This window comes from Williamsia sp. z71, from assembly GCF_059553375.1.
The window spans coordinates 232,676-245,913 of sequence record NZ_JCANWX010000005.1 but is presented as its reverse complement, the minus strand read 5'-3'; the positions used below and the strand labels follow the sequence as shown (position 1 = coordinate 245,913).

The 13,238-nt window shown below is 66.4% G+C and carries 11 protein-coding genes; 10 read left to right on the top strand and 1 reads right to left on the bottom strand.

The window, feature by feature from the left end; genetic code table 11:
• Genes AC51GR_RS14190 through AC51GR_RS14165 form a run of 6 tightly spaced genes read left to right on the top strand, consistent with a single transcriptional unit; the run spans window position 1 to window position 7,003 of the window.
• Window positions 1–2,598: a LuxR C-terminal-related transcriptional regulator gene (locus AC51GR_RS14190; RefSeq protein WP_496325279.1), complete on the top strand. Its 2,598-nt coding sequence runs from the start codon at window positions 1–3 to the stop codon at window positions 2,596–2,598.
• Between the two features lie 26 nt (window positions 2,599–2,624).
• Window positions 2,625–3,794 (top strand): T6SS phospholipase effector Tle1-like catalytic domain-containing protein, encoded by a 1,170-nt coding sequence (locus AC51GR_RS14185; RefSeq protein ID WP_496325278.1) that lies wholly within the window; start codon window positions 2,625–2,627, stop codon window positions 3,792–3,794.
• Between the two features lie 59 nt (window positions 3,795–3,853).
• Window positions 3,854–4,846, top strand: a complete 993-nt coding sequence (locus AC51GR_RS14180; RefSeq protein ID WP_496325277.1) for a metallophosphoesterase family protein — start codon at window positions 3,854–3,856, stop codon at window positions 4,844–4,846.
• Complete coding sequence (locus tag AC51GR_RS14175) at window positions 4,843–5,499, top strand: 4'-phosphopantetheinyl transferase family protein (RefSeq protein ID WP_496325276.1); 657 nt, start codon at window positions 4,843–4,845, stop codon at window positions 5,497–5,499. The genes AC51GR_RS14180 and AC51GR_RS14175 overlap by 4 nt, the downstream gene beginning before the upstream one ends.
• Window positions 5,496–6,434: a tRNA pseudouridine(55) synthase TruB gene (gene truB / locus AC51GR_RS14170; protein ID WP_496325275.1), complete on the top strand. Its 939-nt coding sequence runs from the start codon at window positions 5,496–5,498 to the stop codon at window positions 6,432–6,434. The genes AC51GR_RS14175 and truB overlap by 4 nt, the downstream gene beginning before the upstream one ends.
• Window positions 6,431–7,003: a P-loop NTPase family protein gene (locus tag AC51GR_RS14165; RefSeq protein WP_496325274.1), complete on the top strand. Its 573-nt coding sequence runs from the start codon at window positions 6,431–6,433 to the stop codon at window positions 7,001–7,003. The genes truB and AC51GR_RS14165 overlap by 4 nt, the downstream gene beginning before the upstream one ends.
• Here AC51GR_RS14165 and AC51GR_RS14160 read toward each other — a convergent pair.
• On the bottom strand, window positions 7,000–7,698 hold the full coding sequence (locus AC51GR_RS14160; RefSeq protein ID WP_496325464.1) for a metal-dependent transcriptional regulator: 699 nt from the start codon (window positions 7,696–7,698) through the stop codon (window positions 7,000–7,002). The genes AC51GR_RS14165 and AC51GR_RS14160 overlap by 4 nt on opposite strands.
• Before the next feature lie 164 nt (window positions 7,699–7,862).
• Here AC51GR_RS14160 and AC51GR_RS14155 point away from each other — a divergent pair, with 164 nt between their 5' ends.
• The 4 genes from AC51GR_RS14155 (at window position 7,863) to AC51GR_RS14140 (ending at window position 13,201) form a co-directional block, all read left to right on the top strand.
• Entirely contained in the window at window positions 7,863–8,819 is a 957-nt protein-coding gene (locus tag AC51GR_RS14155; RefSeq protein ID WP_496325273.1) for a bifunctional riboflavin kinase/FAD synthetase, read from the top strand.
• A 151-nt stretch (window positions 8,820–8,970) separates the two neighbouring features.
• Window positions 8,971–9,240, top strand: a complete 270-nt coding sequence (gene rpsO, locus AC51GR_RS14150) for a 30S ribosomal protein S15 (RefSeq protein WP_496325272.1) — start codon at window positions 8,971–8,973, stop codon at window positions 9,238–9,240.
• A 353-nt stretch (window positions 9,241–9,593) separates the two neighbouring features.
• Window positions 9,594–11,867, top strand: coding sequence for a polyribonucleotide nucleotidyltransferase (locus AC51GR_RS14145; RefSeq protein ID WP_496325271.1), 2,274 nt, complete (start codon window positions 9,594–9,596; stop codon window positions 11,865–11,867).
• Between the two features lie 35 nt (window positions 11,868–11,902).
• Window positions 11,903–13,201 (top strand): M16 family metallopeptidase, encoded by a 1,299-nt coding sequence (locus tag AC51GR_RS14140; protein ID WP_496325270.1) that lies wholly within the window; start codon window positions 11,903–11,905, stop codon window positions 13,199–13,201.
• Window positions 13,202–13,238: the final 37 nt, after the last annotated feature.

Below are 13,238 nucleotides of genomic sequence, written 5' to 3'. Positions count from 1 at the left end.
GTGGCTCGCACATGGCCGTTGATAGAACGCGAGCGGGAGTTCAAGACGATCCAGTCGGCTCTCGCGTCCGAGGCACCCGACCTCGGTGTTGTCCTCACGGGTGAACCCGGCGTGGGCAAGACCACCCTGGCTCGTTATGCCACCGGGACGATGTCCGGGCAGGTGCGCTGGGTGGCCGGAACCGAATCGGCGCGGAGCATCCCGCTCGGCGCCTTTGCACATCTGGTCGGACCGGCGACGTCCACCGATCCGGTGACGTTCATGTCCGCTGCCCGCGCGGCCCTGCTGGCCGGGGGCGACACGGTGATCGGCGTCGACGACGCGCATCTACTCGACGAGCTGTCGGCGACGTTGCTGCACCAGCTCGCCATCGATCGGGCCGTCCGGATCATCGCCACGGTCCGCAGCGGTGAGGTGGTACCCGATGCGGTGACCTCGCTCTGGAAAGACCGGCACCTCGTGCGGCTGGTGCTCTCACCGTTCTCCAAAGAGCAGAGTGTCGAGTTGATCGAATCGGTCCTCGGTGGCCATCTCGAAGGGCTCAGTGCCGACGTCATCTGGGACGCCTCCGGCGGCAACGCCCTGTTTCTGCATCACCTCGTCGAAGGTGCACTCGAGTCCGGCGCGTTGCGGCAGGTCCGCGGGGTGTGGCAGCTCCGGGGACGGGCCGCGGTCACCTCGGAGCTGGCGTCCTTGCTCGAGAGCCGGATCGATCAGCTCGACGACGCCTCCCTGCAGGTGCTCAAACTCCTGACGTTCTGCGAACCGTTGGACATGGATGTCCTGAGTGAACTCGCCGGCGACGCGGCGGTCGACGACGCCGAAGCCCGGGGACTGATCCGGGTGGCTCGTGAGGGTTCGCGGTTCAACGTCCACTACACGCATCCACTGTTCGGTGACGTGATCCGGCGTCGGCTCGGTATCGCCTCGTCCCGCCGGCTACGTGGTCAGCTGGTGAAAGCACTGGCCGGCCGCGAGGTCGGTGGCCCGGCCGAGCGGATCCGGCTGGCCGAGCTCTCCCTCGACAGTGACGAAAAGGTGGACGCCGGGTTGCTCTGCGAGGCGGCCAACGACGCGATCTCGTTGGCGAATGTGCCACAGGGCGAACGTTTTGCGCAGGCCGCGCTCGACGGTGGTGGAGGTCTCATCGCGGCGAACCTGCTCGCCCGGGCGCTGCTGTGGCAGGGGCGCACCGAGGCCGCCGAGGAGACTCTGACCGCCTTCGACCCGGACGACATGGATCCGGTGCAGCTGGTGCACTGGGGTTTGACCCGCATCAGCAACCTGCTGTGGTCGATGGGCGAGAGCCGCCGCGCCGATGAGGTGCTCGCGTCGGTGTCCGAGCGGGTCGATCATCCGGTGCTGGTGCAGGCGGTCGACGGCATTGCATCGGCCTGCGCCCTGTTCGAGGGGCGCCTCGACGAGGCCCTGGAGCGCTCGCAGCGGGTACTCGAGGCGCCGCAGACCTCTCCCTGGGCACTGGAATGGGCATGTTTCGGCGGTGGCTGGGCGCGGGCACTGAGTGGACGCGGTTCCGAGGTTGCCGAGATCTCCGCCCGCGGCCGGGAAGTGGAACTGAAAACCGACGGTTTGCTGAAGTTCATGGCGGGATACGGCGGCGTTCTGGGCCTGGTCTACACCGGGCAGTTCGACAAGGCCGAGGAGGAGGCGGGCCGCAATCTGCAGTTCAACGCCGCGGGTCAGTTCCTGGGCTGGGCGATAGCCACCACCGTCATGGGTCTGGTGGACCTGTCCCGAGGTCGACTCGAATCGGCCGCCGGCCGTTTCGAGCAGTCGCTGGCCGCGCTGGAGACCACCTCCGCGGCGGCCTGGACGTTCCCGGCGAGAATCATGCTGTCCCAATGCAATTCAGCGCTCGGACGCGATGCCGACGCGCTCCGCGTCCTGACCGATGCCCAGAAGCGCAGTGGTCGCTACGTGACGGTGTTCGGCCCACAGGTCCAGCTCACCGCCGCGTGGCTCGCGGCGGCGCAAGGGGTGACCGGCGAAGCGATCTCGGTTGCGCGTGCGGCGGCCGAGCAGGCGGCCGACGCCGGCCAATACAGCGTCGAGGCCGAGGCGTTGCACGCCGCGGCCCGCTTCGGTGATGAGACCGCCGCGCCGCGCCTGACCGAACTGGCCGGCGAAATCGACGGTGTGCTGGTCGATGCGTACGCCCGGCACGCCGCTGCCGTGGCAGCCGGGGACGGCGCCGCACTGGACCGGAGTGCCGGTGAGTTCGCGCAGATCGGGTCGCTCGTCTCGGCCGCCGACGCCGCCGCGCAGGCTGCCACCGTTCACGACGCCGCCGGCAATCGGTCGGCGATGGCGACCTCGGCGTCCACTGCGTCCCGGCTCTCCGCGGAATGCGGCGGTCTGAGGACGCCGGCCATGATCGCGGCCGCTCATCCGTTGCCGCTGACCGCGCGGGAACGCGAGATCGCCACGCTTGTTGCGGCAGGTTTGTCGAACAAGGCGATCGCCGAACGGCTGACGGTCTCGGTGCGCACCGTCGAGGGCCACATCTACCGGGCCTGCACCAAACTCGATCTCTCCGACCGTGCGGACCTGGCGACGTTGCTGAAAAACGAGAACTGACAACTGCTCGCCGGGAGGGAACGGGATTGAAGAACCTGGTGGTGTGCTGCGACGGCACGTGGAAGAACGCCGATGACAAGGACGTCTCGAACATCGAGAGAATCGCCCGCTCCATCGAGACCACGCCGACAGGACGTCCTGTTCAGATCGTCTACTACGCCGCCGGAGTCGGTACCGGTGCCACGAAGTTCGAGAAGCTGGTCGGTGGAGCCTTCGGGCTGGGACTCGACGCGGCGATCGTCGGGGCCTACCGGTTTCTGGCCCTCAATTACGAAAAAGAAGACCAGGTCTACGTCTTCGGATTCAGTCGCGGTGCCTACACCGCGCGGAGCCTGGTGGGCATGATCGATGCGATCGGTCTGCTCACCCCTGACGGATTGGCGAAGGGCAAACTGCCGGATGTGATGCCGCTCTACCGGGGGCGCCCGGCCGAGGGGAAGAAGCCCACCGCCGGCTGGGCCAGGGATCTGGCCGACTTCCGGACGGACTGTTACGACGAGAATGACGTCATCGTCCGGTTCCTCGGCGTGTTCGACACCGTCGGCACGCTGGGTGTGCCGGGCGTGACCCGAAGGAAGTACCAGTTCCACAATGTTTCGTTGACGCCCCAGGTCGCGACGGCCAGGCACGCCTTGGCGATTCACGAGCGTCGACGGTCGTTTGCGCCCGCACTGTGGACGGAAAACGACAAGAACAACGCGACACCCGACGTCAAACAGCTCTGGTTCGACGGTGTTCACAGCGACGTCGGCGGAGGGTACAAAGAGTACGAGCTGGCGAACAGATCGTTGAAGTGGATGGTCGGCGAGGCGCGCGCGGCCGGACTGGTGTTCGCGGACAGCCGCCTCGTCACCGAACCGCAGGACGTGATGCTGCACAAGACCCTCAAAGGTCCCTACCGGTTGCTGAACATGCTGAGCGCGGTGGCCGGCCGCTTCAGGCCGGCGGTCGGTTCGCGATTCCAGCAGGGATGGCGGGTGCTCGAACGGTCGGCAGGGAAGGGCTGGGGTGCGGACGTGGCCGTCGATCTGACCGATGACGTCTACCGGCGATGGGTTGTCGACAGCGGGGGCCGGTTACCGGCCGCCGGTGTCCGGTGGTGGATCGAGGGGGTCGGTGGCGACCGCTACCACAGCGTCGCAGCACAGCTGGTGACGCCGTCCACCGACGAGGCCGGACACAGCACCGCCCGGTAGTCGACTACCCTCGCGTGTTGGGGCAAACCCGCCCCGAAGGCGCGCGCGAAGGGATATCCATGGCGACATTGTGGGCGATCAGTGACCTACATGTCGCACATCGCGGCAACGAATCGGTGATCGACAGGATCCAGCCGCAGAGCGAAGGCGACTGGCTGATCGTCGCCGGCGACGTCAGTGAGCGCACCGACGACCTGTCCGACACGCTGCGCCGCCTCAAGGCCCGGTTCCAGACCGTGATCTGGGTCCCGGGCAACCACGAGCTGTACACCACCGCCAAGGATCCGATGCAGATCTTCGGGGTGGCGCGATACGACTACCTCATCCAGATGTGCCGCGACCTCGGCGTCCTCACCCCCGAGGACATTTATCCGCTCTTCGACGCCGGGGATGGTTCGACCCCGGTCCGTGTGGTGCCGATGTTCCTGTTGTACGACTACACTTTCCGGCCCGCGGGAACCACGAACAAGCTGCAGGCGCTGGCCGTGGCCCGGGAGAACAACGTGGTGGCCACCGACGAGTTCCTGCTCTCGCCCGAGCCCTATCCGACGCGTGACGCATGGGGACGCGCCCGGATCGAACTGACCCGCAAGCGGTTGGATCAACTCGACCGGACCGAGCCGAAAGTACTCATCAACCACTGGCCGTTGCGGCGCGAACCGACCGACGCGCTCATGTATCCGGAGTTCGCGCTGTGGTGTGGCAGTGAACTGACCGCGGACTGGCACACCCGGTACAACGCGTCGTGCTGCGTGTACGGACACCTGCACATCCCGCGGACCACCTGGTACGACGACGTCCGCTTCGAAGAGGTCTCGGTCGGCTATCCCCGCGAATGGAATCGGCGGGGTCTGCCCGAACCCCTGCTCCGCAAGATCGCGCCGGACGAGGGGTTGCGGCCCGAGCACCTGCCCGAACACGGGGCCCGGTTCGAATTGCCCCCCGACTATCGGGAGCGAGCCGCCGAGTTCGCCGAACAATTGACGCGCAAGCGGGAAGACATCAAGGCGCGCAGAGCGCAGCGTGAACAGGAACGAGGCGGGACACCATGATCGAAAAGCTGTTGCCCTCCGGGGTTGCGGTGGCCGAATCGTTTGGTGAGATGCCCGATGTTGCACCCCTGGCCGCCGAGGCCGGACTGATCGCACGGGCCGTGGAGAAGCGCCGCAAAGAGTTCGTGACCACGAGAAACTGCGCGCGAGAAGCTCTGGGCCAGTTGGGCATCGAACCGGTGCCGATCCTGCGTGGCGAGAAGGGCGAGCCGTTGTGGCCGCGCCAGGTGGTCGGCAGCCTCACCCACTGCGACGGGTACCGGGCCGCCATCGCCGGGTACTCGATGCAGGTGCGGTCACTCGGTGTGGATGCCGAGCCACACGCGCCCCTGCCCGAGGGGGTGCTCGATGCGGTGAGTCTGGAACCCGAGCGTGAGGTCCTCGCCACCCGCGACGACTCCGTGCACTGGGATCGACTCCTGTTCTGCGCCAAGGAGGCAACGTACAAGGCCTGGTTCCCGCTGACGAAGCGCTGGCTGGGTTTCGAGGACGCACACATTACGTTCGAACAGACGGAGACGAAGAGCATGGGTACGTTTCGCAGCGAGTTGCTGGTCGATGGGGCCACCATCGACGGTGGCGAACCGCTGCTGCGTTTCGACGGCCGCTGGCTTGTCGAGGGCGGACTGATCATCGCGGTGATCTCGCTATGACCCAACCGAGTTCGGGCCTGGACGGTGCCGGCCTGCTGATCGTCGACAAAGCCCAGGGACTGACCAGTCACGACGTGGTGTCCCGGTGCCGAAAGCTGCTCAAGACCAGGAAAGTCGGGCACGCAGGCACACTTGATCCGATGGCCACCGGCGTGCTGGTGATCGGGGTCGAGCGGGCCACCAAGATGCTCGGCCTGCTGTCGTTGACCACCAAGGCGTACACGGCCACCATCCGTCTCGGGGCCGCGACGGACACCGATGACGCCGAGGGCCAGATCATCTCGTCGGCCGACGCCCGGCACATCGACGTCGAACAGATCACCGAGCAGATTGCCGTGTTGACCGGCGACATCAGTCAGATCCCGGCCCGGGTCAGTGCCATCAAGGTCGACGGCCGCCGCGCGCATGCGCTGGTGCGTGACGGCACGGAGTTCGAATTGAAGGCCAGGCCGGTCACCGTCTCCCGCTTCGAGGTGGGGGAGGTTCGGGTGGTGCCGCCCGGCGACGACGATCCCGACGCGCTCACGTACACCGATGTGGACGTCGAGGTCGAATGCTCGGCCGGCACGTACATCCGGTCACTGGCCCGCGATCTCGGAAGCGCGCTGGGGGTCGGGGGACACCTGACGTCGTTGCGGCGCACCCGGGTTGGACCGTTCGGACTCGACGTCGCCCGCACCCTCGAAGAGGTCGCCGATGAGCCGGGTGTCTCCCTCGACATCGATGCGGCCGCGCAGTTCGCCTTCCCGCACCGGTACATCAGCGCCGAAGAGGCAGAATCGATCAGTCAGGGCCGGTGGCTCGAGCCGATCGGGATGGACGGGACCTACGCCGCCATCGACCCGGACGGTCACACCATTGCGCTACTACAGGAGAAGGGCCGTCGCGCGAGTTCGGTCATGGTGGTGCGACCGGCGACCCTACGCGGCCGGTGAACCCGGGAGAACGCCCGAGACGCGTTCTGGTGGCCGGCGTGTCGGGCTCGGGCAAGACCACTCTGGCCGGACGGATCTCGACGGTGATCGGCGTGCCCCACACCGAGATCGATGCCCTCTTCCATGGGCCGAACTGGACGCCGCGGACCGAGTTCGGCGACGACGTACGCGCGCTCGTCGGCACCGGGTCGTGGGTCACCGAGTGGCAGTATGCGAGTGCGCGACGGATCCTCGCGCAGCACGCCGAACTCCTGGTCTGGCTCGATCCCCCGTTCTGGCGCACCACATTCCCGCGGCTGCTGCGGCGGACCGTGCGCCGCCGATTGCGCCGCGAAGTGCTCTGGAACGGCAATGTCGAACCGCCGCTCCGAGTGATTCTGACCGACCGCATGCACGTCCTTCGGTGGGCGGTCACCACCCGGCATAAGTACACCGACCTCGTGCCGCGGATCGCCTCGGAGTATCCGCACCTCGTTGTCGTCCGGTTGCGCTCACAACGCGCGGTCGACACTTGGCTTGCTGAACTGCCGCGCGACCCCGGTTCGCCGGGCACGGGCGGGGGCGGCTAAGCGGTGACGAGCCAGATCGCCCGGGCGGCAATGTCTCCCAGGTCGATGGGCGCGCCTTCGTCGATGCTGATCTCGATGGTCCCGGCGAAGGGCCGGAGTTCGCGGATGACCACTCTGCGGTCCAGCGCGATACCGACGGAATCGAAGTACCGCAGCATCTCCGGATCGGTATCGGCGATCCGCGCGATGCGTCCGCCGGCACCGACCTCCAGATCTGCCAGCAGCGAGGCGTCGGGAGTGGGCACCGAACCGTCGATCGACGGGATCGGATCGCCGTGCGGGTCGCGGGTCGGATGATCGAGTTTGGAGTCCAGTCGGGCCATGAACCGTTCGGAGACCGCGTGTTCGAGAACCTCGGCCTCGTCGTGGACCTCGTCCCAGCTGTATCCGAGTTCCCGGACCAGGAAGGTCTCGAGCAGGCGGTGCCGCCGGACCATCAGGATCGCGGCGGTGCGACCGGTCTCGGTCAATGTGATCGATCCGTAGCGTTCGTGCACCACCAGGCCCTGGTCGGCCAGTTTGCGGATCGCCTCCGAAGCCGTGGACGGCGACACACCGAGTTTCTCGGCGAGCATCTTCGTGGTGATCTTCTCGGGCTTCCATTCCTGCCCGGTCCAGATGACCTTCAGATAGTCCTGGGTGACCGTCGAGAGCTCGGAGACCGCCTTGAGCCCGGCCAGGGTGGCAGCGTCCACCGTGGATTCGGGAGGGGTCTTCGAAGGGGGCACCGACCGAGTTTATGACGACCGCCCGGGATCTGTGTCACCGCCGCACCGAACTGAACGCCGTTTCCCGGCCCCGGCGGGTCGACGGCGTGTGCGCTGTCGCACCGGGCGGGGCGGGGTCGTAGGCTTGTGCGGTGTTGCGTTGGCGAGGGCTTGACGATATCCCCGCGGACTGGGGCAGGTGTGTGGTCACGATCGGCGTGTTCGACGGCGTCCACCGGGGGCATGCTCAACTGATCACCAGGGCCATCCGGGCTGCCAAAGAACGAGGCGTGCCCGCGGTCCTGATGACGTTTGATCCCCATCCCGCCGAAGTCGTGCGCCCGGGGACCCATCCGCCACAGCTCTCGACCCTGACCCGACGCGCCGAATTGGCCGAGGAACTCGGTATCGACGTCTTCTGCGTCATGCCGTTCACGCCGGTGCTGGCCGCGCAGAGTCCCAAGGATTTCGCCCACGAGGTGCTCGTCGAGCGGTTGCACGCCCAAGTCGTGGTGGTCGGTGACAACTTCACATTCGGCAAGAAGGCGGCGGGCAACGTCGACACACTGCGCAAGTTCGGCGAGCGGTTCGGCTTCGAGGTCGAGGCCGTCTCGCTCCTGGGAGAACACGCGGTGACGCTGTCGTCCACGTACATCCGGTCGTGTGTCGACGCCGGTGATGTCGCGACCGCCACCGAAGCGCTCGGACGACCGCATCGCGTCGAGGGCGTTGTGGTCCGCGGTGACGGCCGTGGCCGCGATGTCGGTTACCCGACGGCCAGCATCGCCCCGCCGATGTATTCGGCGATCCCGGCCGACGGTGTGTACGCCGCCTGGTTCACAGTCCTCGGTGCCGGGCCGGTCGTCGGCCACGTCGAACCGGGGGAGAGTTACCGCGCAGCGGTGTCGGTGGGCACCAACCCGTCGTTCTCCGGCCGCACCCGGACCATCGAGGCGTACGTCCTGGACACCTCGGCGGATCTGTACGGCCAGCACGTCGCAGTCGACTTCGTCGCCCGGATCCGTGGTCAGGCGAAGTACGACGACGTCTCGAACCTCACCGACCAGATCGCCGCCGACGTGGACCAGACCCGCCTGCTGCTGCCGTGATCTGACGATTTGGTCGGGCGGTCGGCCCGCCGGTAGAGTTGTCGGTTGGTGTGTGCTGCGGTTCGCGGTGGCCACATCACGTTCATGCGGTGGTTGCAAGACCGCCGGGTGTACTCACACTCACGCGCGATCGTCATAACCAGGAGTTCTAGTGGCACTGACCGTTGAAGAAAAGAAGACCATTCTCGCCGAGTACGGCTTGCATGAGACCGACACCGGATCTCCTGAGGCTCAGGTCGCAATGCTGACCAAGCGGATCGTTGATCTGACCGCACATCTCAAAGAGCACAAGCATGACCACCACAGCCGTCGTGGCCTGCTGCTCCTCGTCGGCAAGCGTCGCCGGTTGCTCAAGTACGTCGCCAAGGTCGACGTGCAGCGCTACCGCACGCTGATCGAGCGCCTGGGTCTGCGCCGCTAGTTGCCACCACGGTGACACGCCTCGGCGAGTCGCCCGGCAAAGCGCATCTGACCGGCTTGGCCGTCCAGATGTAAACCCAAGATAGTCAAAGCCGGGGATGTCGAGTGATATCCTCGGCTTGGCTTTTGTGCCAGGAAAATGTTCGTCTGTGCGTCCGCACTGGTGAGCGGTCTTCGGTAGTGGCTCCCGGAACGTAGTTATTTTGTCCGGCGGCTTCGATCGACGGCCGTCACACGGCGACAGCCGCACATTCTCCTGGCGCAGGGCCTACTCGCGTGTGTTTGCCCGCGAGCCGGCCGACTGTTAGCAGGTCGGTCGCGAACCTGAAAGCCAACAGTAGGAGATTCCCACACATGACCGACGTCACCAGCACAGACGCTGTGGAGTACGACGACGAGATCACCGAAGCGACCGCCATCATCGACAACGGCACCTTCGGCACCCGCACCATCCGTTTCGAGACCGGACGTCTCGCGCAGCAGGCAGCCGGCGCAGTCGTCGCCTACCTGGACGAAGAGACAATGCTGCTCTCGGCCACCAGCGCCGGCAAGCACCCCAAAGACCATTTCGACTTCTTCCCGCTGACCGTGGACGTCGAAGAGCGGATGTACGCCGCCGGCCGCATCCCCGGATCGTTCTTCCGCCGCGAAGGCCGTCCGTCCACCGACGCGATCCTGACCTGCCGTCTGATCGACCGGCCGCTGCGCCCGTCGTTCGTCGACGGTCTTCGTAACGAGATCCAGGTCGTCGTCACCATCCTGAGCCTCGATCCCAAGGACCTGTACGACGTCGTCGCGATCAACGCGGCCTCGGCGTCCACCCAGATCGCCGGACTGCCGTTCTCCGGACCGGTCGGTGGCGTGCGCGTGGCCCTGATCCCGACTGATGAGAACAAGGCCGGCCAGTGGGTTGCATTCCCCACCGTCGAGCAGCTCGAAGGCGCAGTCTTCGACATGGTCGTCGCCGGCCGCGTCGTTTCCGGTGAAGGCGACAGCGCCGACGTCGCGATCATGATGGTCGAGGCCGAGGCCACCGACAACGTGATCGAGCTGATCGAGGGCGGCGCCCAGGCGCCGACCGAGGCGATTGTCGCCGAGGGCCTCGAGGCAGCCAAGCCGTTCATCGCCCGCCTGTGTGAAGCACAGCAGAAGCTGGCCGCCGAGGCGTCCAAGCCGACCGGTGACTTCCAGCTGTTCCCGCCGTACGGCGACGACGTCTTCGCAGCCGTCGAGGCAGCCGGCGCCGCACGTCTCGGAGAGATCCTGAGCATTGCCGGCAAGCAGGAGCGTGACGACAAGACCGATGAGCTCAAGTCGGACATCCTGACCGAGCTCGCCGGCCAGTTCGAAGGCCGCGAGAAGGAGATCGGTGCCGCATTCCGGTCGCTGACCAAGAAGCTTGTGCGCAAGCGCATCCTGACCGACCACTTCCGCATCGACGGCCGCGGTGTCACCGACATCCGCTCGCTGTCCGCAGAGGTCGCGATCATCCCGCGCGCACACGGCAGCGCCCTGTTCGAGCGCGGCGAGACCCAGATCCTGGGTATCACCACCCTCGACATGGTCAAGATGGCCCAGCAGGTCGACTCGCTCGGACCCGAGACCAGCAAGCGTTACATGCATCACTACAACTTCCCGCCGTACTCGACCGGTGAGACCGGCCGTGTCGGTTCGCCGAAGCGTCGCGAGATCGGGCACGGCGCACTCGCCGAGCGCGCTCTGATGCCGGTGCTGCCGTCGGTCGCGGAGTTCCCGTACGCGATCCGCCAGGTGTCCGAGGCGCTGAGCTCCAACGGCTCGACGTCCATGGGTTCGGTCTGCGCCTCGACGATGTCGCTGCTGAACGCCGGTGTGCCGCTCAAGGCGCCGGTCGCCGGTATCGCCATGGGTCTGGTCACCGACGAGGTCGACGGCCAGACGCGCTATGTCGCCCTGACCGACATCCTCGGCGCCGAAGATGCCTTCGGTGACATGGACTTCAAGGTCGCGGGCACGAAGGACTTCGTGACGGCCCTGCAGCTCGACACCAAGCTCGACGGCATCCCCTCGAGCGTGTTGGCCTCGGCTCTGGCCCAGGCAAAGGACGCGCGGAACACCATCCTCGAGGTCATGGCAGAAGCCATCGACGAGCCCGACGAGATGAGCAAGTACGCGCCGCGCGTGACCACGGTCAAGGTTCCGATCGACAAGATCGGCGAGGTCATCGGGCCCAAGGGCAAGATGATCAACTCGATCACCGAGCAGACCGGTGCGAACATCTCCATCGAGGACGACGGCACCGTGTTCGTCGGCGCCACCGATGGTCCGTCTGCCCAGGCCGCGATCGACATGATCAACGCCATCGCCAACCCGCAGCTGCCCAAGGTCGGCGAGCGGTTCCTCGGAACCGTCGTCAAGACGACCACCTTCGGTGCGTTCGTCTCGCTGCTTCCGGGCCGCGACGGCCTCGTCCACATCTCCAAGCTGGGCAAGGGCAAGCGGATCAGCAAGGTCGAAGACGTGGTCAACGTGGGCGAGAAGATCCGCGTCGAGATCGCCGACATCGATGATCGCGGCAAGATCAGCCTGGTCCCCGTCGAAGACGAGGCCGCTGCACCTGCCGACGCCGGCGCAGAGGCGAAAGCCTGAGCCGCACAGCAGATTTGACCGGGACGCATAAGTCTGTGTCCTCAGTTACCCACCGGGCAGTACGGAGATCCGTACTGCCCGGTGGGCTGCGGGTGGTCACCGAGTATCTCCCCGGCGTGCGGTCGGCGTCGGTGGGACTCTGGGTCGCGGTTGGATCAAGAGACGAAAAGCCCTCGGTTGCCGGGGCCGCGCACTTCCTCGAACACCTGTTGTTCAAGTCGACACCGACGCGCTCGGCGGCGAGTACCGCAGAGCAGATCGACGCCATCGGTGGAGAGCTCAACGCCTTCACCGGTAAAGAGCAGACCTGTTACTACGCCCACGTCCTCGACGAGCACATGGCAACGGCCATCGACATCGTCGCCGATGTCGTCCTGCGCGGCGAGTGCCGCACCGAAGACGTCGGAATCGAACGTGCGGTGGTCCTCGAAGAGATCGCGATGCGCGACGACGATCCCGAGGACCTGCTCGCCGATCTGTTCATGACGTCGATGTACGGCAACCATCCGCTCGGCAGGCCGGTCATCGGTTCGGCCGAATCGATCACCTCGATGACGCGGGCACAGGTGCGTTCGTTCCATCAGCGCCGCTACACCCCCGACAAGATGGTGTTGTCGGTCGCGGGCAACGTCGACCATGCCGAAGTCCTTGCCGCCGCGCGCGCCACGTTCGCCGGACATCTCGACAAGGAAGCCAAACCGGCGCCGATTCGTACGGGCGCCAAGGCGATCGGCGGTAAGCCCACGCTCGAGCTGTCGTATCGCGATACCGAGCAGGCGCACCTGCTGCTCGGGGTGCGGGCGCCGGGCCGTGGCAGTGGCGACCGATGGGCACTGTCGGTCCTCAACACCGCACTGGGCGGGGGACTGAGTTCCCGGTTGTTCCAGGAGATCCGGGAGTCTCGCGGACTGGCCTACTCGGTCTATTCGTCGATCGACTCGTTCGCCGATATAGGTGCTTTCTCGGTGTACGCGGGCTGCTCGCCCGATCATCTCGCCGAGGTCACGTCGGTCATGACGAAGATCCTGACCGAGGTCGCCGAACACGGCATCACCGCCGAAGAGCTCGCCCGCGCCAAGGGTTCGCTCCGTGGGGCGATGGTCCTGGGCCTGGAGGATTCGCAGTCCCGGATGCACCGCAACGGCCGCGGCGAGATCAACTACGGCAAGCGGATGACAGTCGACGAGGCGTTGCGAAAGATCGACCGGGTCAGCGCGACCGACACCAGCAGAGTGGCCAGGGAGCTGCTCGGACAACCATTCGGTGCCGCCGTGATCGGTCCCTACCGCAGCCATCGCCAGCTCCCGAAGTCACTGACCGCGTTGGTGAACTGACGGGCGCTGCGCGCTGTGGTCGGCAACCTGGCACGAT